This is a genomic window from Dolichospermum lemmermannii CS-548 (assembly GCF_028330815.1).
GTDB lineage: Bacteria > Cyanobacteriota > Cyanobacteriia > Cyanobacteriales > Nostocaceae > Dolichospermum > Dolichospermum lemmermannii.
In genome coordinates, this window is record NZ_JAQMTJ010000007.1 from 14405 (window position 1) to 34871 (window position 20467).

Below are 20467 nucleotides of genomic sequence, written 5' to 3' on the forward strand. Positions count from 1 at the left end.
TAAAAATTGTGTCAACTGACTAAAAAGCCTGAATCCATTCTTTAACAAAATACTCTGTCCAAATGCCGTTTTGCCAATAGGGATCTGATTCTACTAATTGACGAACGGTGTTTTCGTCTTCAGCTTCATAAATGGCAAAAACTTGAGTTACATCTTTTGTGGGGCCAATGGTAATTAAAATTCCAGATTCTTTCTGTCGTGCTAATCCAGCTAAATGGGCTTGACGGTGGGGTTCACGTTTGCTGAGAACGTCTTCACAATAGCTTCCCCATAAGATGTATTTTGTCATAATTTCTGATTTGATTATTGATACTAATTAAAAAATATAGCAACATGAGGTTTTTTAAGATAGAGATTGATGATCAAGTTTTTAATTTCACCAATATCCCTGTATACTTAATAATACTCATTATGATGCTAAAATATATATAGATACTTATACTTACATCAAGTAGATCCTAACTTGCTCATTTTGCTCATTGCTTACAGGGAGGGGGTTAGGTGTGTTGTTATTATACCAGTCCCGATGAGAAAGAAATTATATTTTTCATCTATCTTGAGGTAGATTTTTATTAAAATAAATTACGATTTTGTATAACAAATCACAGTTTAATAGTTAAATATAGAACTAATATCTCAGTTTAAAAAGATAACTAATCAAAAATATGGGTAAGCAATTTAACCGACGTAAGTTTCTGCTTTATGGTGCAGCGGGTATTGGTAGTAGCATTTTTTTAAAAGCTTGTGCTAATAACTCTCCAAATACTGCGAATAGTCCAGCAGCATCCACCAGTATATCTCCCGTAGCTGGTATGGGTGGTAAAACCATCAAGATAGGTATTTTACATTCTCTCAGTGGGACAATGGCTATCAGTGAGAAAAGTGTTGTAGATGCAGAAAAACTAGCAATTAAAGAAATTAACGCTGCTGGGGGTGTTTTAGGTAAACAAATTGAAGCAGTTGTTGAAGATGGCGCTTCTAATTGGGATACCTTTAGAGAAAAAGCTACCAAATTGATTGACCAGGATCAAGTAGCGGTGGTTTTCGGGTGTTGGACTTCTGCTAGTCGTAAAAATGTCAAGCCAGTTTTCGAGAGCAAGGATCATATGCTCTGGTATCCTGTGCAGTATGAAGGTCAAGAATGTTCTAAAAACATTTTTTACACTGGTGCAGCCCCAAATCAACAAATTGAACCTTCTGTTGATTGGTTGTTGAAGAATAAAGGTAAAGAGTTCTTTTTAGTAGGTTCTGACTATGTTTTCCCCCGCACTGCTAATAACATTATTAAGGCTCAATTAGAGGCTTTAGGTGGGAAAACTGTTGGGGAAGATTACTTACCTTTGGGTAATACGGAAGTAACAGCTATTATTACGAAAATTAAGCAGGTTTTACCTAAGGGCGGTGTAATTTATAATACGCTAAATGGTGATAGTAATGTTGCTTTCTTCAAACAGTTGAAAGGAGCGGGATTGACACCAGATAAGTATCCTTCCATGTCTGTGAGTATTGCGGAAGAGGAAGTTAAAGCCATTGGGGTGGAGTATCTAAAAGGACATTATGCTGCTTGGAACTATTTTCAAACAGTAGACACACCTGCGAACAAGAAATTTGTGGCGGCTTTTAAGAAAGAATACGGTGAAGATAGAGTAACAAACGACCCAATGGAAGCGGCCTATATCGCCGTGTATTTGTGGAAGCAATCAGTAGAAAAAGCAACTACAACTGACTTGGCGAAAGTCCGGGCTGCGGCCTATGGTCAAACTATAGATGCACCTGAAGGAAAAGTGACTGTTAATGCCAATCATCACATATCAAAAATTGTGCGGATTGGTCAAGTCAGACAGGATGGCCTATTTGACATTGTTTATGCTACCCCCGCACCAGTTGAACCAGTTCCTTGGAATCAATTTGTGAAAGAGACCAAGGGATTTGCTTGTGATTGGTCAGATCCTGCAAAAGGTGGTAAATACAAGAAGGGTTAATTTGTTGGTCAGTTGTCAGTGATAAAAACAAAATAGAGGTTGGACAATGGCATTATGAATTATCTTGGGCGCAAAGGCGCAAAAATTCACCGCCGGTACAGAACAACTGACAACTGACTATTAGGAATAAATTGATAATTGCAGGGATAAAATGTTAACAGGTTTCTTGGAAGCTGTATTTAATGGTGTTAGTATTGGCGCTGTTTTATTAATTGCTGCGTTAGGATTAGCTATCATATTTGGCTTAATGGGTGTCATTAATATGGCTCATGGTGAGCTAATTATGTTTGGTGCTTATACAACTTTTGTGGTGCAAAACATTTGTAAGCAATTGGGTGGGGTTTGGTTTGAAGTTTATATATTTTTGGCTTTGATTATTGCTTTCGTTTTCACTGCTGGTGTGGGATTAATTCTGGAAAAAAGTGTAATTCGTTATCTCTATGGACGACCTTTAGAAACTCTGTTAGCAACCTGGGGAGTAAGTTTAATTTTTCAACAGTTTGTTCGCAGTGTCAATTTATTATTAGTCATGGGGATGGTTTTGTTTTCTGTTCTGTTTTTTGGGGGTTTATGGATTTTAAATTCTCGGAATAATTTCCAGAAAATTCGCAACTGGGTTGTGGGAGTTTTACTATTTTTGTCCCTAGGATTGACAATTACAATTTGTAATTTATTGAGTAAAACCTATCAGCAAGCGGTAACTTTACCTTGGTTTGGCGCTCAAAATGTGGATGTTACAGCCCCTAGTTGGTTACAATCTGGTGTATCTTTAGCTGGTGTACAATTACCTTATGCCCGGTTATTTATTATTGTTTTGACGATTATTTGTGTGGGAGGAATTTATCTATTTTTGCAACATTCTCATTGGGGATTAAGAATTAGGGCTGTTACTCAAAATCGCAGTATGAGTGCTTGTTTGGGTATTCCCACTCAAAAAGTTGATGCGATTACTTTTGCGCTGGGTTCAGGGTTAGCTGGTGTGGCTGGATGTGCAATTAGTTTACTCGGTTCTGTTGGACCAAATACTGGACAAAATTACATTATTGACACCTTTATGGTGGTGGTTGTTGGTGGTGTGGGTAATTTAGCTGGTACGATTTTGGCGGCTTTGGGAATTGGGACAACTAATTATTTGATTGGTTCGGGAACTTTGGCTTTGTTGTTGGGTCCGGTTAAGCCTTTGGCTGATTTATTTAGTTTTTTTGCAACTACAAGTATGGCTAAGGTGATGGTTTTTGCGTTAATTATTGTGTTTTTACAGTGGAAGCCGGGCGGAATTTTTCCCCAAAAGGGTCGTCATGTTGATGTTTAAATTATGGGAAATTTAACGCAGATTAACGCAGATAAACGCGGATTTTAGAAAATGGATAAGTTAGGAATGATGAAAATTAAAAAGGGGCGAAATTTAATATTAGTTGAAGTTGGGGTAGTTTGTGCGATCGCTTTAATTTTGATTTTGATGATGCCGGTTTTACTTTCAGATTTTCGTCTGAATTTATTGGGACGATTTTTGTCTCTGGCTATTGTGGCTTTGGGAATTGATTTAATTTGGGGTTACGCTGGTTTATTGAGTTTGGGACATGGGATTTTCTTCGGTTTGGGTGGATATGCGATCGCTATGTACCTAAAATTGCAAGTTCCCACGGGGGAATTACCGGATTTTATGGCGCTTTATGGTGTTATGGAACTTCCTGGATTTTGGCAGCCTTTTTCTTCTTTTCCCCTGTCTATGGCTGCTGTGGTGATGATTCCGGGTTTGTTAGCAGGATTACTAGGATATTTAGTATTTCGTAATCGCATTAAGGGGGTTTATTTTTCGATTTTGACTCAAGCTGCAATTATTGTATTTTTCAATTTTTTTAATGGACAACAACAATTTTTTAATGGCACAAATGGATTGATAGATTTTACCACTTTTCCGCCTTTATCTTGGGGAGTTAATGGCAGTGGTGCTATAGTTAGTGATAGCAAAACTCAATTTGTTTTTTATGTCTTGACGGTGGTATTTTTGGCGGCTACTTATGGGATTTGTCGCTGGTTAACTAGTGGACGTTTTGGCCGATTATTAATAGCTATTCGTGATGATGAAAGTCGGGTGAGATTTTCTGGCTATGACCCCACAGATTTTAAAGTATTAGTATTTGCAGTTTCGGGAGCAATTGCTGGTATAGCTGGGGCATTTTACACCGTTCAAAGTGGTTCTGTATCCCCTAGATCCATGGATATTGGCTTTTCTATTGAAATGGTGATTTGGGTGGCTGTGGGGGGAAGAGGGACGCTAATCGGGGCAGTTATTGGCACTTTATTAGTTAATTATGCCCGGACTTTTTTAAGTGAACAATTCGCGGAAATATGGCTATTTTTTCAGGGTATACTATTATTAATTATCGTCATTGTGCTTCCTGACGGCATCATGGGATGGTTAAATAAACAAAATATCCCTTTTGGGAAACGTCAGCAATTAAAACCTTCTGATACCTATCCTAGTTTAGAAGAAGATATGGAGGTGAAACATGAACGCCAAAATCTTGGAAACTGAAAATGTCACCGTTAGTTTTGACGGTTTTAAAGCATTAAACCAATTAAATTTTAGTATGAATGTTGGTGAATTGCGCGTAGTAATTGGTCCAAATGGGGCTGGGAAAACTACCTTTCTGGATGTAATTACAGGTAAGGTGCAACCAACCATAGGAAGAGTCCTATTTAAGGGTAAAAATTTACGTTCTTTAGCTGAACATCAAATTGCACGGCTGGGAATTGGGCGCAAATTTCAAACTCCACGCATATATCTTAATTTAACACCTTTTGAGAATTTAGAAATTACTAGTAATCGTCAGAAAAATGTCTTTTCTACCTTGTTTCGTTCTATCAATTCTGCGGAAAGAAATAGTCTGAAAGGCTTATTAGAAACAATTGGTTTAACTGCAAAAGCAAATATTCCAGCGGCTTTATTATCCCACGGAGAAAAGCAACGTTTGGAGATTGGAATGTTAGTAGCGCAATCTCCTGATTTATTACTTGTTGATGAACCAGTGGCTGGTTTAACAGATGAAGAAACCTATAATATCGGTAATTTATTATCAACATTAGCGGAAAGTCATTCAATTTTAGTCATTGAACATGATATGGAATTTGTGCGACAAATTGCTAAGAAGGTGACAGTATTACATGAGGGTTCAGTATTGTGTGAAGGTGATTTTGAGGAAGTGAGAAATGACCCCCGCGTTATTGAAGTATATTTAGGAAAACAGGAAGAGAATCATACCCCCCTTAATCCCCTTTTGTAAACGCATCACTGACTTCAAAAATAGTTACATTTTAGCGATAAAATAACCCTAACTTTAGTCCATTTAAGTGGTATAATAGCATTTAGTGATTGATGCTTTGAGAACTACTTTTAGTTTCTAGCTTCCAAATTAGAGTTGCTAAGAATTATTCTTAATGGCTCCAATTATTCGTAAAAAATCAGGTGTGAAGAAAAATGCAAAAGCTCTTAACATATTTACTTGCTAGTTCGACTGTTATCAGTGCTATACTATGGACAAGTTCTGGAGTCTTGGCTGAAGAAATACCAGCAAATAATCAACTCCAGACTGACACTAATTCTGAACAATTAAATATAAATAATCAACAAAAGGTAATATCTCAAGTTACCTCCGTGTCTCAGTTATCTGATGTCCAACCTAATGATTGGGCATTTCAGGCATTACAATCATTGGTAGAACGCTATGGATGTGTTGCAGGTTATCCTAACGGGACTTTTCGGGGTAATCGGGCGTTGTCACGATACGAATTTGCGGCTGGTTTGAATGCTTGTTTAGATCGAGTCAATGAATTAATTGCTACTGCTACCGCTGATTTAACGACAAAACAAGATTTAGCAACAATCCAAAAGTTGCAAAATGACTTTTCCGCAGAACTAGCAACCTTAAAAGGGCGTGTAGACACTGTAGAAGCCAGAACTGCTGATTTAGAGGCCAATCAATTTTCAACTACCACAAAACTGCAAGGACAGGTTGTTGCGGTTGTTAGTGGTGTTGTTTCTGGTGATAAAGTTGGTACTAGTAACATTACTAGCAAGAATACGACATTAGGCGCTAGAACTAGATTGGAGCTTGTTACCAGTTTTACTGGAAAAGACACACTGTTTACCAGGCTAGAAAGCAACAATATTAACAGTTTTGGTCTTAATACTACAGAAGGTAAATTGTCCTTTGCCAGTGGCACACCTAATAACAATGTTTCCATAGGTGCGCTTTCCTATGGATTCCCCCTTGGTAAAAACACTTATGCCAACATCATAGCCAATGATGGTATAATTCTCGACCTTGACAGCACATTGAATCTATTTGATGGGAATGGTGGGTCTGGTGCTGTGTCCGCATTTGCAACCAGAAACCCTATCTATGCCCAATTGGGTGGGGCAGGACTAGGTGTAAAACAAAACATCGGTAAAAATTTAACTCTCAGTTTAGGTTACTTAGCTAGTCAACACAATACCCCTACTCCTGGAAATGGGTTGTTTGATGGTCCCTACGGCGGTTTAGCACAATTAACAGTCAAACCAAGCGATCGCATTTCCCTTGGTTTAACTTACATCAATTCCTATAACAAGTCACTGGCTACAGGTAGTAATAACGCCACATTTACCAATCTTGCCCCTGGTACAAACTTTTCCAGTAATTCCTACGGTGTGGAAGCATCTTTAGGTATTACGAAGAAACTTATTTTAGGTGGTTGGGCTGGATATACCAATAGTCAAGTTTTGACTGGTACCAAAGGAAAAGCGGAAATTTGGAACTATGCTGTTACTTTAGGTTTACCAGATTTGGGTAAAAAAGGTAACTTAGCTGGTATTGTATTTGGTATGGAACCAAAGGTCACGAATTCTACTGTTACTGGAGTTACGAAAGATCCAAATACCTCCTATCACGTTGAGGGATTTTATCAATACAAGGTCAGCGATAATATCACCATTACCCCCGCTGTAATTTGGCTAACAGCCCCAAATCACGATGATAGCAGTAGCAATTTAGTAATTGGTGCTTTGAGAACTACTTTCAGTTTCTAATCATAGCAATTAGTTGACACTCCCCGGTCTAAAGACCTACGGTGTACACACATCTCTAGTACCGCAGTGCGGAATTAAAAATTAAAAATTAAAAATTTAAAAAGCAGATTACACAAGCTTTTGTCAAATTTTTAATGGTTGATTGACTTACGCCGTTGTGTACTAGATAAAGATGCTAAACGCTATTCGATCCCCCTAAATCCCCCTTAGAAAGGGGGATTTTGAGAAGTTTAGCCCCCCTTTTCAAACTACGGTGTACACACAAGTTTCTTGACAAGGGGAGGGGGATGGTGGGCTAAAGTTAGGAAAAATTAAAATAGTTAATCAGGTTAATTTTATAATGCTAAAAATTTCTAATCTTAACGTTCATTATGGTGAAAGTCATATTCTCAGAAATGTAGATTTGACTGTATTATCAGGACAGATGGTATGTTTAATTGGCCGCAATGGGGTGGGAAAAACAACCATGCTAAAAACAATTATGGGACTTCTTAAACCCAGCAGCGGAATTATTAATTTTGCAGGGGAGATAATTAACGGTAAACCAACTTATGAAAGGGCGAAAATGGGTATTGGTTATGTGAGTCAGGGAAGGGAAATTATCCCACGATTAACAGTTAAAGAAAATCTGCTTTTGGGATTAGAAGCTAGACAAAAACCAGTCAAAAAACCAGAAATTCCCCCAGAAATTTTTAGTTTATTTCCAGTATTAAAAACTATGCTTTCTCGTATGGGTGGAGATCTAAGTGGTGGACAACAGCAACAATTAGCGATCGCTCGTGCTTTAATGGGAAAACCACAACTACTCGTATTAGACGAACCGACGGAAGGTATTCAACCCTCAATCATTTTGGAAATTGAAGCCGCAGTCCGTCAGATTATTGAAACTACAGGGATTTCTGTTTTATTGGTAGAACAACACTTGCATTTTGTCCGTCAGGCAGATTATTATTATGCTATGCAAAAAGGGGGGATTGTTGCTTCCGGTCTAACTCAGGAACTTAGTCAAGATGTGATTCAAAAGTTTTTGACGGTTTAGTGATAATTGATAAGAATAAAGCCAGGGAATAAATTCCCTGTCTCATAGCAAAAGTCGGTTAAAACCGACTGTTTTGGATTAACTTCTCAAATTCACACCAAATTTTTCAACTAAGGCTGTCCGCACCTGATTATGAACCGGTTCAATTTCAGTTTCAGTGAGAGTGCGATCGCTGGCACGATATACTAACCGAAAAGCTAAACTGCGTTGTCCTGTGGGGACGTGTTCACCACGATATTCATCAAACAATTCCACCGAGTTTAATAACCCTTTCCCAGCTTTATTAATGACCTTTTCAATTTCGGAAACTGTCACTTTCACAGAAGCAAAAAATGCCAAATCTCTGTCACTAGCTGGATAGGTAGAATAGGAACTGAATTTGGGAACTAGCAAATCATCATGATCCCAAGCATCCAACAGAGCATCTAAATCCAATTGAAACACATAAACGGCTTCTGGTAAATCTTTCTCTCGACGTAATTGGGGGTGAATTTGTCCGAATGTTCCCAGTCTATTACCTTTTACCCACAATGAAGCTGTGCGTCCAGGATGTAAACGAGAATCTCGATTTTCAGGTTGAAATTCTACAGTTAATTTTAGTTGTTTAAAGACACTTTCTAAAATACCTTTGGCTTCAAACCAAGTAATCGCTTCTTCCTTACCACCTCTTGACCATTTACCGGAAGTTATATCACCACCGATAATTCCAGCCAGCATTTCTGCTTCTTGTAAACCGATTTCTTCACGCCAGAAAACGCGCCCGATTTCAAAACCATTTAACGCCCCATTTCCCTGTTCTAAATTGTATTGAAAAGCGGAAATTAAACCGGAAATTAAATCAGTCCGTAAAGCTGAATATTCGGCAAACAAAGGATTACTTAAAACGATTTGATTATCTTCACCCGGTTTCACCAAAGAATAATGAATTAATTCTGTCAAACCTTCAGCGCGGAGATAAGCGCGTAACCGGCGAATTAATTCTTGTTCTAAAGATAGATAACCAGCTTCAGATTTTTCTGGTAGAGTATCACAGAATTTATCATAACCATATAACCGGGCAATTTCTTCAATTAAATCAATTTCCCGTTCTAAGTCGCGGTAACGATAGGGAGGTACGGTAACTGTCCAATTCCGGTCATCAATTTTGACTAATTCACACCCTAAAGCTGTGAGAATTTTTTCGACATCTTCTGGTTGTAATTCTCCTGTTTCTTGTCCTAATTCAATCGGACCTAACACTTCATTAACTTTATCTAAACGCAGGTTAATAGAATGTGACCAAGTAGAAATATCTGGACGATAATCGGAAATTTCTTGTTGAACAATCACACCCGCAGCTAATTCACTAATTAAGGATAAAGCCCGGTTGCAAGCTATTTCTAATTCTGCTCGATTTACGCCCCTTTCGTATCTACCAGAAGCTTCACTTCTTAACCCCGCACTGCGAGAAGAACGGCGAATAGCCACAGAATCAAATAACGCTGCTTCTAAAACTAAACTTTGTGTACCTTCATGAACTTCTGTTTCTGCACCACCCATAACACCTGCTAAAGCCACCGCTTGATTATTAGCAGTAATTAATAAATTTTGGGTTGATAAATTACGAATATTTCCATCTAAGGTTTTTAAAGTTTCTCCAACTTCCGCAAACCGGACACCAATAATTAAATTTTCCCCCTCACCTACAGATTGTAAACGCTCTTTGTCGAAAGCGTGAAGCGGTTGTCCTCTTTCTAATAAAACGTAGTTTGTGATATCTACGACATTATTAATTGGTCTAACTCCCGCAGCCCGTAACCGCTGTTGTAACCATTCAGGAGAAGCAGCAATTTTGATGTTTTCAACAACAGTACCAATATAAGCAGGACAAGCTTGGGTTTCGGAAATTTTTAAAGTTAGGTTTTTTGCAGTTTTGGTATTTTCAACTTCTGCAATTGGGGGAATTGATAATTTTCCGCCAGTTAAAGCCGCTACTTCTCTCGCAATACCCACCATAGATAAAGCGTCAGCCCGGTTAGCAGTAGCGGTGACATCTAAAATCACATCTTCCAAACCCAACAGGGGGCGCACGTCACTACCCAAAACAAGATTTTCTTCAGGGAAGATATGAATACCGTCAATATCAGTGGGTAAACCCAGTTCTTTTAAAGAGCATATCATGCCGTTGGAGGGAACACCGCGCAGTTTTGCGGGTTTGATTTTTAAATCAATGTTGGGTAAATAAGTTCCTGTGGTGGCTACCGGGACATAGATATCTGCGCGGACGTTCCCAGCACCGCAAACGATATTTACAGTCTCAGCAGTACCAATATCTACGGTACAAACGCTCAATTTATCTGCGTTGGGGTGGGGTTGACGTTCTAGCACTTTTCCCACAACTACGCCATTAGCCCAAGTGCGACGATCTTCTATATCTTCTACTTCAAACCCTGCCATTGTCAAGGTTTCCGCCAGTTCTTCTGGGGTGAGTTTGATTTCTACGAGTTCTTTTAACCAGTTTAGAGAAATACGCATGGAGTCTGTTTGGATTTATCTTTTACTCTAATTTTATATATTAAGTGAAAATTATTAGATATTTTAAGAAAATTACATAACCGTTTTTTTGTGGAGACGTTCCCTGAAATGTCAAGACATTCTTTTTTACCAGATACCAATTATAATTAATGCAGTATAGGAATCTATCCCTATTGGAGATATCCACTATGGTACAGCAATTAGCACCAGCAAGCGCACCAGAAATCATCTATCCTGACAGCGACGGTCAACCAATGGCAGATAATACGAAACAATATCAATGGATTGTTAAAATTAAAGAAAATTTAGAAATATTATTTGCATCACGAGATGATGTATTTATTGCAGGTGATTTACTTTGGTATCCTATCGAGGGAAGTGTCAAAACTTGTCAAGCACCTGATGTTATGGTGGTGTTTGGTAGACCAAAAGTAGATAGAGGTTCTTATCAACAATGGAAAGAAAATAATATTCCTCCTCAAGTGGTTTTTGAAATTTTATCACCGGGAAATCGTACTCCCAAAATGATTAATAAATCGCTTTTTTATCAACGTTATGGTGTGGAAGAATATTATATTTATGATCCTGATACTATAGAATTATCTGGATTTATACTTGCGGAAGATGCTTTTACAGTTGTCGAAGATATTAATGGTTGGGTAAGTCCAAGATTGGGAATACGTTTTCAAATTACACCTGATAATTTAGAAATTTATTATCCTGACGGAAGAAAGTTTCTCACATCTTTGGAACTTAATCAAGTTGCTGAACAAGAATATCAACGTGCTGAACAGGAATATCAACGTGCTGAACAAGAACGTCATGGAAAAGAAATAGCTATACAGCAGTATCAGGAATTATTAGCCAAATTACAAGCAAAAGGAATTGATTTAGAAACTTTGTAATCATGTAGGGTGCGTTAGCGCAGCGTAACGCACCGTTTTTAACTAAGTGTATATTTATAGTGTGTCAGAAAAAATGTGAATAAATTACTTAAACATATATAATATAATATGGTGCGTTACGGCTAAAGCCTAACACACTTTACTATTTATAGGGAGAATTATGACAGATACAAAAAATCCAAATAAACCATTATTTTCTCAACATTATTTAAAATATCGTCTGCAAGAATGTCCAGAATGGCATTTAGATATCATCTCGGATTTTGAGAAACTAAATAAACTCTATTTATCCAAAAAAGCGATTTTACCGACTCTCAATGAAGCGCAAACTGAAGATGTGTTTATTAAACCAGTATTAGATATTTTAGGCTTTTCTAATATTCCTCAAGTCGTGACTCGTGGTAAAGGTAGAGCCGAACGTCCTGATTATGCGTTGTTTGCAAATGAAAATGAAAGGGATATAGCTTACTCTTTTCAAAATAATGAAACTGCTTTTTATGGTAGAGTATTGGTAATAGCAGAAGCTAAATATTGGGAAAGACCATTAAGTAAAGTTTCTGCTAATGATAAAAGAGATATTTTCAAGAATGAAAATCCATCTTTTCAAATTTCTAGTTATTTGACTGGTACGGGAGTTGATTGGGGAATTTTAACCAATGGGAGAGAATGGCGTTTATATTATCGTCAAGCATCTTCTACCGCAACTGAATTTTATCCTCTTGATTTGGTAGAATTATTAGAAACTGAAGATTTGGAAAAGTTCAAATATTTCTGGTTATTTTTTAGAAGTGCAGCTTTTGAAAAAGATAGTTACAACAAAAACTTTTTAGAAAGAGTCAGAGAAGGAAGTACAACTTATGCGACTCAAGTAGGAAATGAATTAAAAACATTGGTATTTGAGCAAATATTTCCTGACTTAGCAGGGGGTTTCGTTGCAGACGCTATCAGACGGGGAAAAACTGGAGAACCAAAACAGATTTATGCAGCCACTTTATCATTTTTATATAAGTTGTTATTTCTATTATATGCTGAAGCCAGAAATCTATTACCAATTACTACCGCTTACCGTGATTATAGTTTGATTAAAATTACCCAAGAAATAGCGGAAAGCGTTGATAAACAAAAAACATTAAGTCAAACTTCGACAAAGATTTATAAGAGTTTATTAGGTTTATTTGAAATAGTAGATAGAGGTGATCCAGCTTTAGAAGTACCTCGTTATAATGGTGGTTTATTTCATTTTGATTTTCATGAAGCTGAAGACATCAAAGACTATCCAGATAATTATTTCTTGTATGAACATCAATTATCTGATGCTGTCTTATTTCCTGCTTTGGATAAATTAGCACGGTTTGAAAAATTACCCATTGACTACAGCTTTTTAGGTGTGCGACAATTGGGTTCAATTTATGAAGGTTTATTAGAATATCGCGTGGTTATTGAAGATGGAAATAATGGAAAAGTCCATTTAGAAAATGATAAGGGTGAACGCAAAGCTACGGGTTCTTATTACACACCTGATTACATTGTTAAATACATTGTTAGTCATACTCTCAAACCAATTTTAGAGGGGAGAAAACAAAAATTTGCTGATTTGATGACGCAAATTAGCCAATTACATGAAAAAATGGCAGATGGTAGATTAGGAGTACAAAGTCGTAATGGTTTACAAAAAGATTTACAACGTTTAGAAAGAAAAAGTATAAATACTTTACTGGATATTAAAATATGTGATCCTGCTATGGGAAGCGGACATTTTTTAGTAGAAGCTGTTGATTATTTTACAGATGAATTAATCATTATTTTAAATGAATATCCTGAACATAATCCGGTTTTGGAGATGTTGAAACAAACCCGCGAGGGGATTTTAGCAAATTTACAACAGCAGGGAATTACTATTGATGTCAATAAGTTAGAAGATACTCAACTTTTGCAACGGGTGGTAATGAAACGCTGTATTTATGGTGTGGATTTGAACCCAATGGCTGTAGAATTAGCTAAGGTGAGTTTATGGTTACATTCTTTCACAATTGGCGCTCCTTTGAGTTTTTTAGATCATCATTTACGTTGCGGAAATTCCCTTATTGGTACGACTGCGCGAGAAGCAGAAGCGAATATGGTAAAGGAAGAAAGTGGACAATTAAATTTATTAACTGGTCCTTTTGTGGGGTTGTTACGTGCTGCGGAAATTATGCGCGGTGTGAGTACGTTAAGTGATGCAACTTTTGCGGAAGTGGAAACTAGCGAAAGGTTATTTAAGGAATTTGATCAAGCTGCGAAACCTTATAAACGGTTATTAGATATTTATGTTTCTAAATATTTTGGTTTGAAACGTGCTGATCATTTTTTACGGGTTTATGGTACAAATGCGATTAATGCTAACCCTGAAAGTATGAATGCTGCTGATATTGCAGTTTATGAAGACGCGAGAAAGTTATTTGACCAAAAGCGGTTTTTTCATTGGGATTTGGAATTTCCAGAGGTTTTTATTGATTTAGAAAATGCAAGTTGGAAAGAAAATCCTGGTTTTGATGTTGTTATCGGTAATCCACCTTATGGTTTAGTTGAATCATTAACATGGTTATCTAATTTGTATAATGATTGCTTTGTTTATTTCTGGAGTTTTGGATTAAAGAATACTTGCAAAGATGGTTATATCTCTTTTATCATTCCTGCTGCTATGTTAACTGGTATTAATTATATGACTTTACGCAGCAATATGATAAATTTTTCCTGTATAAAGGAGATTATTGTATTACCTTATAATACTTTTTTAGATGCTTATATTGACACTTGTATTATTATTTTGCAGGTGGATAATCCCCAAAAAGATTATGATGTTGATACAAAGAAAATGGGTAAAAAAGATAAAATACAGATATTAGATCATGCAAATTATGACAAAATTAATATACAAACGTGGAAAGAAGATGCAAATTTTAAGTTTATTCTGAGTATGGAGTTAATCAAAATACAAAGAATTAAAAAAGATGCAAATTTTATTAATCTCGGTTCATTCACAAGAATTGAACGAGGAGTCCAATTATATGATTTTAAAAAACATACAAAAGATCAAATTAAAAGTGATTTTTTGAGAGAGAATGAACTTACAAAATTTGATAGTAAGGATAATTATTATCCTGAGTTACTGGGAAAAGAATTATCTCGCTATCGTCTCGAATCGGAAAAGAAAAGTTATATTAAATATTGTGATGATTTAGCTAGTAAACGTGATCAAATATTTTTTACTTCTCCGAGGATTGTACTTAGAAGACTGTTATCAAGACGAGGTGAACTGATGTCTTGTTATTGCACAGATATATTAATCACAACAGATAGTATTCTGAATATTTTAGTTTTGGATGTTAACATTAATCCTAAATTTATCACTGCACTGATTAATTCTAAATTGTTGTCTTGGTTTTATACTAACTCTTCTACTATATCTGTAAAAGATGATTTTCCCCAGGTAACATACGAAGAACTTAAAAGTTTACCAGTTCCTAAAATCTCCTTTACAACTCCCCCAGAAAAACGCCAAGAATATCTAGAAAATACAATCAACCTTTACCAACAATATCAAATCAATCATAACCCAGATATCCTATTTACCCAAATTGATCACCACCTCAACCAACAACCATCAGAAGCGGATGTAATTCATGACTTACTCGCATATTTAGCCGAACAAATGATAGAACTAAATAAACAAAAACAAACAGAAACTACAGGATTTTTGACATGGTTAGAAAGATTAATCGGTACTGAAATTGATAATCTTACCAATAAATCGAAAATCCAAAATTATTTAGGTGATTATTATAAACAAAATCAAGGAGATAACCATTTAACCCTTGATGAATTAATTGGTATCCTCAAGAAAAATCAGAAAAAACTAAAAATAGATCCCACCGCGAGAAAAGAACAGGAAACATTAGCAAAAGAATATCAATCAAGTTTAAATACACTCTTACCAATCAAAAAACAACTAAAACAATGTGATTGGTTAATTGATGAAATTGTTTATCGGTTATATGGTTTAACTGAAGAAGAAAAAGCCATAATTCAAGGATAAAAATATCCCCGACTTCTGTTTTCATCTTGTAAATAAATGATAGATTTTTCTTAGAAGTCGGCGATCTGGATTATAATAAAAATAGAATTGGTAATATCAATCATGCTAAAATACAGCCAATTAAATTATTTACCCTCATCTAAGGAATTACCCGACTCTGACGACACACCAGTGGATAACGAACTACAAGATTTAATTCCCGGTTTATTAAAAGCCATGTTAGCCTTAATCTGGTCACAAAGATGGGATTGGTTTTTTGGCGTAGACATGGGAATATATTATGATCCAGATAAACCTGCAATTGTCCCAGATGGATTTTTAAGTATTGGTATTCCCAGATTAATTGATGAAGATTTACGCCGCAGTTATGTATTATGGGAAGAACAAAAATTACCGATTTTAGTGTTAGAAATAGTGTCTCATACCTATAGGGGAGAATATAGCACTAAGAAAGATTTTTATGCTCAAGAATTGGGGATATTATATTATGTAGTTTATAATTCTCAGCGTAAAAGAAAACAACGTTTAGAGGTTTACAAATTAGTCAATGGAGAATATAAATTACTGTCAGGAAACCCTGTTTTTCTACCAGAGATAGGGTTAGGAATAGGAATGGAAAAAGCAACATATCAAGGAATAACTAGGGAATGGTTATATTGGTTTGATGAAAATGGAAAACGATTTTTAACACCAGAAGAAAGGATGGAACAAAGTGAGGAAAAACATTTAGAATCTGAAAGGAAATGGTTAGAATCTGAGAAAAAAGCTAATAAATTAGCAGAGATGTTAAAAAAATTAGGAGTTGATCCTGAAAATTTATAGCGTGTGAATTAAATCTGCAAAACCGTAAATACTAATTCCTAATAACAGTAATGCGGTAAATTGGGTAAGGCGTTGTTGAGTTAAAACTGTCTGGTTGTTTCCGGTGGGAGACATTGCTTCCCGGACTAATATAGAAGTTGATGCTCCCACAACAAAACTTAAACCTAGTATGATGTAGGGTTTATCTGGGACAATGGTGGAGACTGTCAGCAGAGCGATCGCTAATGTTAACATTAATAACTCCACAAATCGGGGTGGATGATGTTGAATCAATAAAATCAAGCTGTTTAACCAAAAATTCCAAGTTCTCATAATTTGTCAGTTGTTAATTAACTGTTGTAGAGACGTTCCATGGAACGTCTCTACATTAAAACTAACGAGCGCCAGCTTTCATCCCTGCACCATTTTTCTGGGTTGAATCTTCTGGAAGTTCCACACCAAAAACCCGACAAAAGACCTTTTCCACTTTATAGCCAGTATCAATAGATTCTAAAGGATCTTTCCGCAAACGGTGACGCAGACATAAAGTAATTACCCGACGGATATCGTCAATTGTAACTTCTGTCCGACCTTCAAAAGCGGTTAAGGCTTTAGCCGCACGGTTTGTCACGATGTCACCCCGCAACCCGTCCACATCTAATTCTGAACAAACTTCGGAAATTTTCACCCGGAAGTCATAGTCTAAATTAACTTGTGGTAATAAGTTTTGGGCATTGACAATTTTCTCTTGTAATGCTACTTGTGGTGCTTGGTGTTTTTCTAAATACACAGGCGGATTTTGGTCAAATTCACCCCGTTCCTCCACAATTTGTACCCGTAAAGCTGGTTCTTTAACGGTATGAATTTCTGCGTGCATTCCAAAACGGTCGAGAAGTTGAGGACGTAATTCCCCTTCTTCTGGATTTCCTGAACCAACGAGAACAAACTTCGCAGGGTGACGGATAGAAATTCCTTCCCGTTCCACGGTATTCCAGCCACTAGCAGCGGAATCGAGGAGTACATCTACCAAGTGGTCATCTAACAAGTTGACCTCATCAACGTAGAGAATACCCCGGTTGGCTTTGGCTAGGAGTCCCGGTTCAAAGGCTTTGACACCCTCAGATAAGGCTTTTTCAATGTCAATTGTCCCACAAACTCGGTCTTCTGTCGCACCCAATGGTAAATCTACCATTTGCACCTTTTTGTGAGTGATGGGAATTTCTAACCCCTGTGCTACCTGTTGACGGACTTCATCACTCATCAAGTCCGTGTCGTTGGGGTCACTGTTGAAGGGGTCATTAGCGACAACAGGTATTTCTGGTAAAAGGTCCGCCAAGGCGCGGATAGTTGTAGATTTTCCGGTGCCGCGATCGCCCATAATCATTACACCACCAATTTTGGGGTCAATGACATTTAACAGCAGTGCCAGTTTCATTTCTTCTTGACCGACGATGGCTGTAAATGGGAAGACCGCACGACGCGCACTCGCACTAGCTTGAGCAGTTGAAGTCACTAAATTACCTTAACAATATTTTTTATGACAATTCTTTATTTTGACACATTTTGCGAATGTGGGTCAGTTGTCAGTTAAAAACTCAATGCTATAAGTTTTTTAAATCAGACTTTTACAAAAAAAGCACAAGACTATGTTTATTGAGAATAAGTCTGCTTCATTCTCAAGATTATTGATAATCGTCGCAATAAGATAACCATTTTACTAGGTTCTTGACCTCTTGACTTTTTGTGCTATTATCAAGGTGTATGATCTGGCTGTTATCATATCTAAATTTTAAAATACAGAAATTGTCAGCATTAGGATAACCAGGATTTAAGAATTGACAGGATGTGAGTAAAATAAAATCCTGTTCATCGTTTGATCTTGTAAATCCTGATTCTCATGAAGAAGGAGTCAGGAGTCAGTAGCCAGGAGTCAGAATCAATCAGTCGAGGATTCAAACCTGCGACTGATTAAAGACCACCAAATCGTAGATTTGGTGGGGGTCTTAAACCCAGTTATTCATCCGCCACTCGCACAGAATTCATTCTGAATTCTGACTCGGTGACTCCTGAATTCTGTTCGATAAAATTATTAAAATTATCGGAAAAATAACTGAAATTACTGAGAAACAAGTATTATTGTCAGTAGGGATATTCCTCAACTATCAGGACAATTATACTACTAGCAAAATGGATATTAAGGATTTTTATAAAGCCACTAACCCCGCACGCACTCTGAAAGCGCGAAATGAAGAAGACCAAAAATGTTATATTGACTTTTCTAAAGTGCGTGGTGAGGATATCATCAGCACTATTAAAGATAGTATTACAGAGTGGAATCAAGATGAGCCTACCTGTAACCTATTTACTGGACATATTGGTTGTGGTAAATCTACAGAATTATTACGATTACAGGTAGAATTAGAAGCAGCAGATTTTCATGTTGTTTATTTTGAATCTAGCGAAGATCTAGAAATCACAGATATAGATATTGCTGATGTGTTTTTGGCTATTGCTAGTCGCATTAGTAAAAGTCTTGAGAAAATTGTTCTCGAAGAACCGAAAAAATTTCAGGAATTACTTCAAGGTGCATGGAACATCTTAAACTCTGAAGTTACAGGTGTTAAAGGTAAATTTGCTGGTCATGATATTGGTTATACTGTTGACGGACAAAAGTTGTCTCTGTCTTTGGGTATTGGGGAAATCACCACAAAAATGAAAAGTGATTCCACATTAAGAACCAAAGTAAATCAATATTTAGGACCACAGAAAACCAACTTACTACAAGCAATTAATCAAGAACTTTTAGAACCTGCTATTTCTAAACTCAAACAACAGGGTAAAAATGGTTTAGTGGTCATAGTTGATAACCTAGACCGTATAGATAATAGTGTTAAATCCTGGGGTCGGACACAACAAGAATATCTATTTGTTGACCAAGGAGAATATCTCACCAAACTGAATTGTCATGTCATTTATACCATGCCCCTGGCTTTGAAATTTTCCAATGAATATGGCACACTAACCCAACGATTTCCAGAAGAACCAAAAATATTACCAATGGTTCCCGTCAAGTCTTCAGATGGTAAAGTCCATGAACAGGGATTAGCACTAATGCAACAGATGATTTTAGCTAGAGCATTTCCTAATTTAGCCCCAGAAGACCGCTTAAATAAAATTACTGAAATTTTTGATGCTCCAGCAAGTCTAGACCGCTTGTGTCAGGTTAGCGGTGGTCATGTGCGCGATATTTTGCGGTTATTAAACCCCTGGATTATGAAAGATAAAAAATTTCCTCTCCAGAGTCATACCTTAGAGCAGATTATTCGTGAACGACGGAATGAAATGTCTTTAACTATTTCTGATGAAGAATGGGAATTATTACGCCGTGTTAAAAAAACTAAGCACGTTAGTGATGATCAAGGATATCAGAAATTAATTCGCAGTAGATTTGTCTTTGAATATCGAGATCAGGGTGAATTATGGTTTGATGTCAATCCGATTTTAGCAGAATCGGATAAATTACAGTAGGAAGGAGTCAGGAGTCAGGAGTCAGGAGTCAGGAGTCAGGAGTTAGGAGTTAGGAAGAAGGAAGAAGGAAGAAGGAAGAAGGAGTTAGAATAAATGCAACCAGCGAGAACCTTTGAAGATTTAATAGTTTGGCAAAAAGCACATCAATTTGTATTAGGAGTATATCAATTAACTGCGAATTTTCCTAAATCAGAAATATATGGACTTACTTCTCAGTTTAGGCGCGCATCAGTTTCTATTCCTGCTAATATTGCTGAAGGATTTAAAAAAAAAGGATCTCTAGATAAAGTGAGATTCATGAATATTGCACAAGCTTCTCTAGAAGAATGTAGATACTATCTTATTCTCACAAATGATTTAGGATATGGTAATACATCAGAATTAATTTTGAACTTACAAGAAGTTAGTAGATTATTAGATAGTTATGCAAAAGCTATTGTTAGTAATTCTACATCCTAGCTCATTATCTGTTGTTCTTACTCCTTCTTCCTAACTCCTTCTTCCTAACTCCTTCTTCCTAACTCCTTCTTCCTAACTCCTTCTTCCTAACTC

The 20467-nt window shown here is 36.7% G+C and carries 15 protein-coding genes; 11 read left to right on the forward strand and 4 right to left on the reverse strand.

The window, feature by feature from the left end:
* Window positions 1-19: 19 nt before the first annotated feature.
* Window positions 20-289, reverse strand: a complete 270-nt coding sequence (locus tag PN450_RS00385; protein WP_271834984.1) for a YciI family protein — start codon at window positions 287-289, stop codon at window positions 20-22.
* A gap of 376 nt (window positions 290-665) precedes the next feature.
* Here PN450_RS00385 and urtA point away from each other — a divergent pair, with 376 nt between their 5' ends.
* From urtA to urtE, 6 genes are all read left to right on the forward strand, one after another.
* Window positions 666-1982, forward strand: a complete 1317-nt coding sequence (gene urtA / locus PN450_RS00390) for an urea ABC transporter substrate-binding protein (protein WP_271822989.1) — start codon at window positions 666-668, stop codon at window positions 1980-1982.
* Between the two features lie 151 nt (window positions 1983-2133).
* Entirely contained in the window at window positions 2134-3294 is a 1161-nt protein-coding gene (locus tag PN450_RS00395; RefSeq protein WP_271834985.1) for an ABC transporter permease subunit, read from the forward strand.
* A gap of 51 nt (window positions 3295-3345) precedes the next feature.
* Complete coding sequence (urtC, locus tag PN450_RS00400; protein ID WP_417033726.1) at window positions 3346-4521, forward strand: urea ABC transporter permease subunit UrtC; 1176 nt, start codon at window positions 3346-3348, stop codon at window positions 4519-4521.
* Window positions 4496-5269, forward strand: a complete 774-nt coding sequence (gene urtD, locus PN450_RS00405) for an urea ABC transporter ATP-binding protein UrtD (RefSeq protein ID WP_168696040.1) — start codon at window positions 4496-4498, stop codon at window positions 5267-5269. Before urtC ends, urtD begins: the two co-directional genes overlap by 26 nt.
* Before the next feature lie 194 nt (window positions 5270-5463).
* Window positions 5464-7053, forward strand: coding sequence for an iron uptake porin (locus PN450_RS00410; protein ID WP_271834987.1), 1590 nt, complete (start codon window positions 5464-5466; stop codon window positions 7051-7053).
* A 340-nt stretch (window positions 7054-7393) separates the two neighbouring features.
* Window positions 7394-8092: an urea ABC transporter ATP-binding subunit UrtE gene (gene urtE / locus PN450_RS00415; RefSeq protein WP_271834988.1), complete on the forward strand. Its 699-nt coding sequence runs from the start codon at window positions 7394-7396 to the stop codon at window positions 8090-8092.
* A gap of 78 nt (window positions 8093-8170) precedes the next feature.
* Here urtE and pheT read toward each other — a convergent pair whose 3' ends face one another.
* On the reverse strand, window positions 8171-10606 hold the full coding sequence (pheT, locus tag PN450_RS00420; protein WP_271834989.1) for a phenylalanine--tRNA ligase subunit beta: 2436 nt from the start codon (window positions 10604-10606) through the stop codon (window positions 8171-8173).
* 188 nt (window positions 10607-10794) lie between these two features.
* Between pheT and PN450_RS00425 the strand changes: the two genes are divergently transcribed.
* The 3 genes from PN450_RS00425 to PN450_RS00435 all read left to right on the forward strand — a co-directional run bounded on the left by PN450_RS00425 (window position 10795) and on the right by PN450_RS00435 (window position 16408).
* Complete coding sequence (locus PN450_RS00425; protein WP_168633662.1) at window positions 10795-11511, forward strand: Uma2 family endonuclease; 717 nt, start codon at window positions 10795-10797, stop codon at window positions 11509-11511.
* Between the two features lie 160 nt (window positions 11512-11671).
* A complete protein-coding gene (locus PN450_RS00430) occupies window positions 11672-15586 on the forward strand; it encodes an Eco57I restriction-modification methylase domain-containing protein (RefSeq protein ID WP_271834991.1) in 3915 nt (1304 codons plus the stop codon).
* Window positions 15587-15688: 102 nt separating this feature from the next.
* Window positions 15689-16408 (forward strand): Uma2 family endonuclease, encoded by a 720-nt coding sequence (locus PN450_RS00435; RefSeq protein ID WP_271834992.1) that lies wholly within the window; start codon window positions 15689-15691, stop codon window positions 16406-16408.
* Here PN450_RS00435 and PN450_RS00440 read toward each other — a convergent pair.
* A complete protein-coding gene (locus PN450_RS00440; RefSeq protein ID WP_213800707.1) occupies window positions 16403-16720 on the reverse strand; it encodes a hypothetical protein in 318 nt (105 codons plus the stop codon). The genes PN450_RS00435 and PN450_RS00440 overlap by 6 nt on opposite strands.
* 61 nt (window positions 16721-16781) lie before the next feature.
* Complete coding sequence (gene bchI / locus PN450_RS00445) at window positions 16782-17900, reverse strand: magnesium chelatase ATPase subunit I (RefSeq protein WP_015079938.1); 1119 nt, start codon at window positions 17898-17900, stop codon at window positions 16782-16784.
* Between the two features lie 674 nt (window positions 17901-18574).
* Between bchI and PN450_RS00450 the strand changes: the two genes are divergently transcribed.
* Window positions 18575-19915, forward strand: a complete 1341-nt coding sequence (locus PN450_RS00450; RefSeq protein ID WP_271834995.1) for a P-loop NTPase fold protein — start codon at window positions 18575-18577, stop codon at window positions 19913-19915.
* A gap of 93 nt (window positions 19916-20008) precedes the next feature.
* Window positions 20009-20374: a four helix bundle protein gene (locus PN450_RS00455; protein WP_271834993.1), complete on the forward strand. Its 366-nt coding sequence runs from the start codon at window positions 20009-20011 to the stop codon at window positions 20372-20374.
* The last annotated feature ends 93 nt before the right edge of the window (window positions 20375-20467 follow it).

Coding starts and splice junctions, on each gene's coding strand:
- PN450_RS00440 (WP_213800707.1), bottom strand. CDS start 16,720: ATGAGAACTTGGAATTTTTGGTTAAACAGCTTGATTTTATTGATTCAA.
- PN450_RS00435 (WP_271834992.1), top strand. CDS start 15,689: ATGCTAAAATACAGCCAATTAAATTATTTACCCTCATCTAAGGAATTA.
- PN450_RS00425 (WP_168633662.1), top strand. CDS start 10,795: ATGGTACAGCAATTAGCACCAGCAAGCGCACCAGAAATCATCTATCCT.
- urtE (WP_271834988.1), top strand. CDS start 7,394: ATGCTAAAAATTTCTAATCTTAACGTTCATTATGGTGAAAGTCATATT.
- urtD (WP_168696040.1), top strand. CDS start 4,496: ATGAACGCCAAAATCTTGGAAACTGAAAATGTCACCGTTAGTTTTGAC.
- PN450_RS00395 (WP_271834985.1), top strand. CDS start 2,134: ATGTTAACAGGTTTCTTGGAAGCTGTATTTAATGGTGTTAGTATTGGC.
- urtC (WP_417033726.1), top strand. CDS start 3,346: ATGGATAAGTTAGGAATGATGAAAATTAAAAAGGGGCGAAATTTAATA.
- pheT (WP_271834989.1), bottom strand. CDS start 10,606: ATGCGTATTTCTCTAAACTGGTTAAAAGAACTCGTAGAAATCAAACTC.
- PN450_RS00430 (WP_271834991.1), top strand. CDS start 11,672: ATGACAGATACAAAAAATCCAAATAAACCATTATTTTCTCAACATTAT.
- PN450_RS00410 (WP_271834987.1), top strand. CDS start 5,464: ATGCAAAAGCTCTTAACATATTTACTTGCTAGTTCGACTGTTATCAGT.
- PN450_RS00450 (WP_271834995.1), top strand. CDS start 18,575: ATGGATATTAAGGATTTTTATAAAGCCACTAACCCCGCACGCACTCTG.
- PN450_RS00385 (WP_271834984.1), bottom strand. CDS start 289: ATGACAAAATACATCTTATGGGGAAGCTATTGTGAAGACGTTCTCAGC.
- PN450_RS00455 (WP_271834993.1), top strand. CDS start 20,009: ATGCAACCAGCGAGAACCTTTGAAGATTTAATAGTTTGGCAAAAAGCA.
- urtA (WP_271822989.1), top strand. CDS start 666: ATGGGTAAGCAATTTAACCGACGTAAGTTTCTGCTTTATGGTGCAGCG.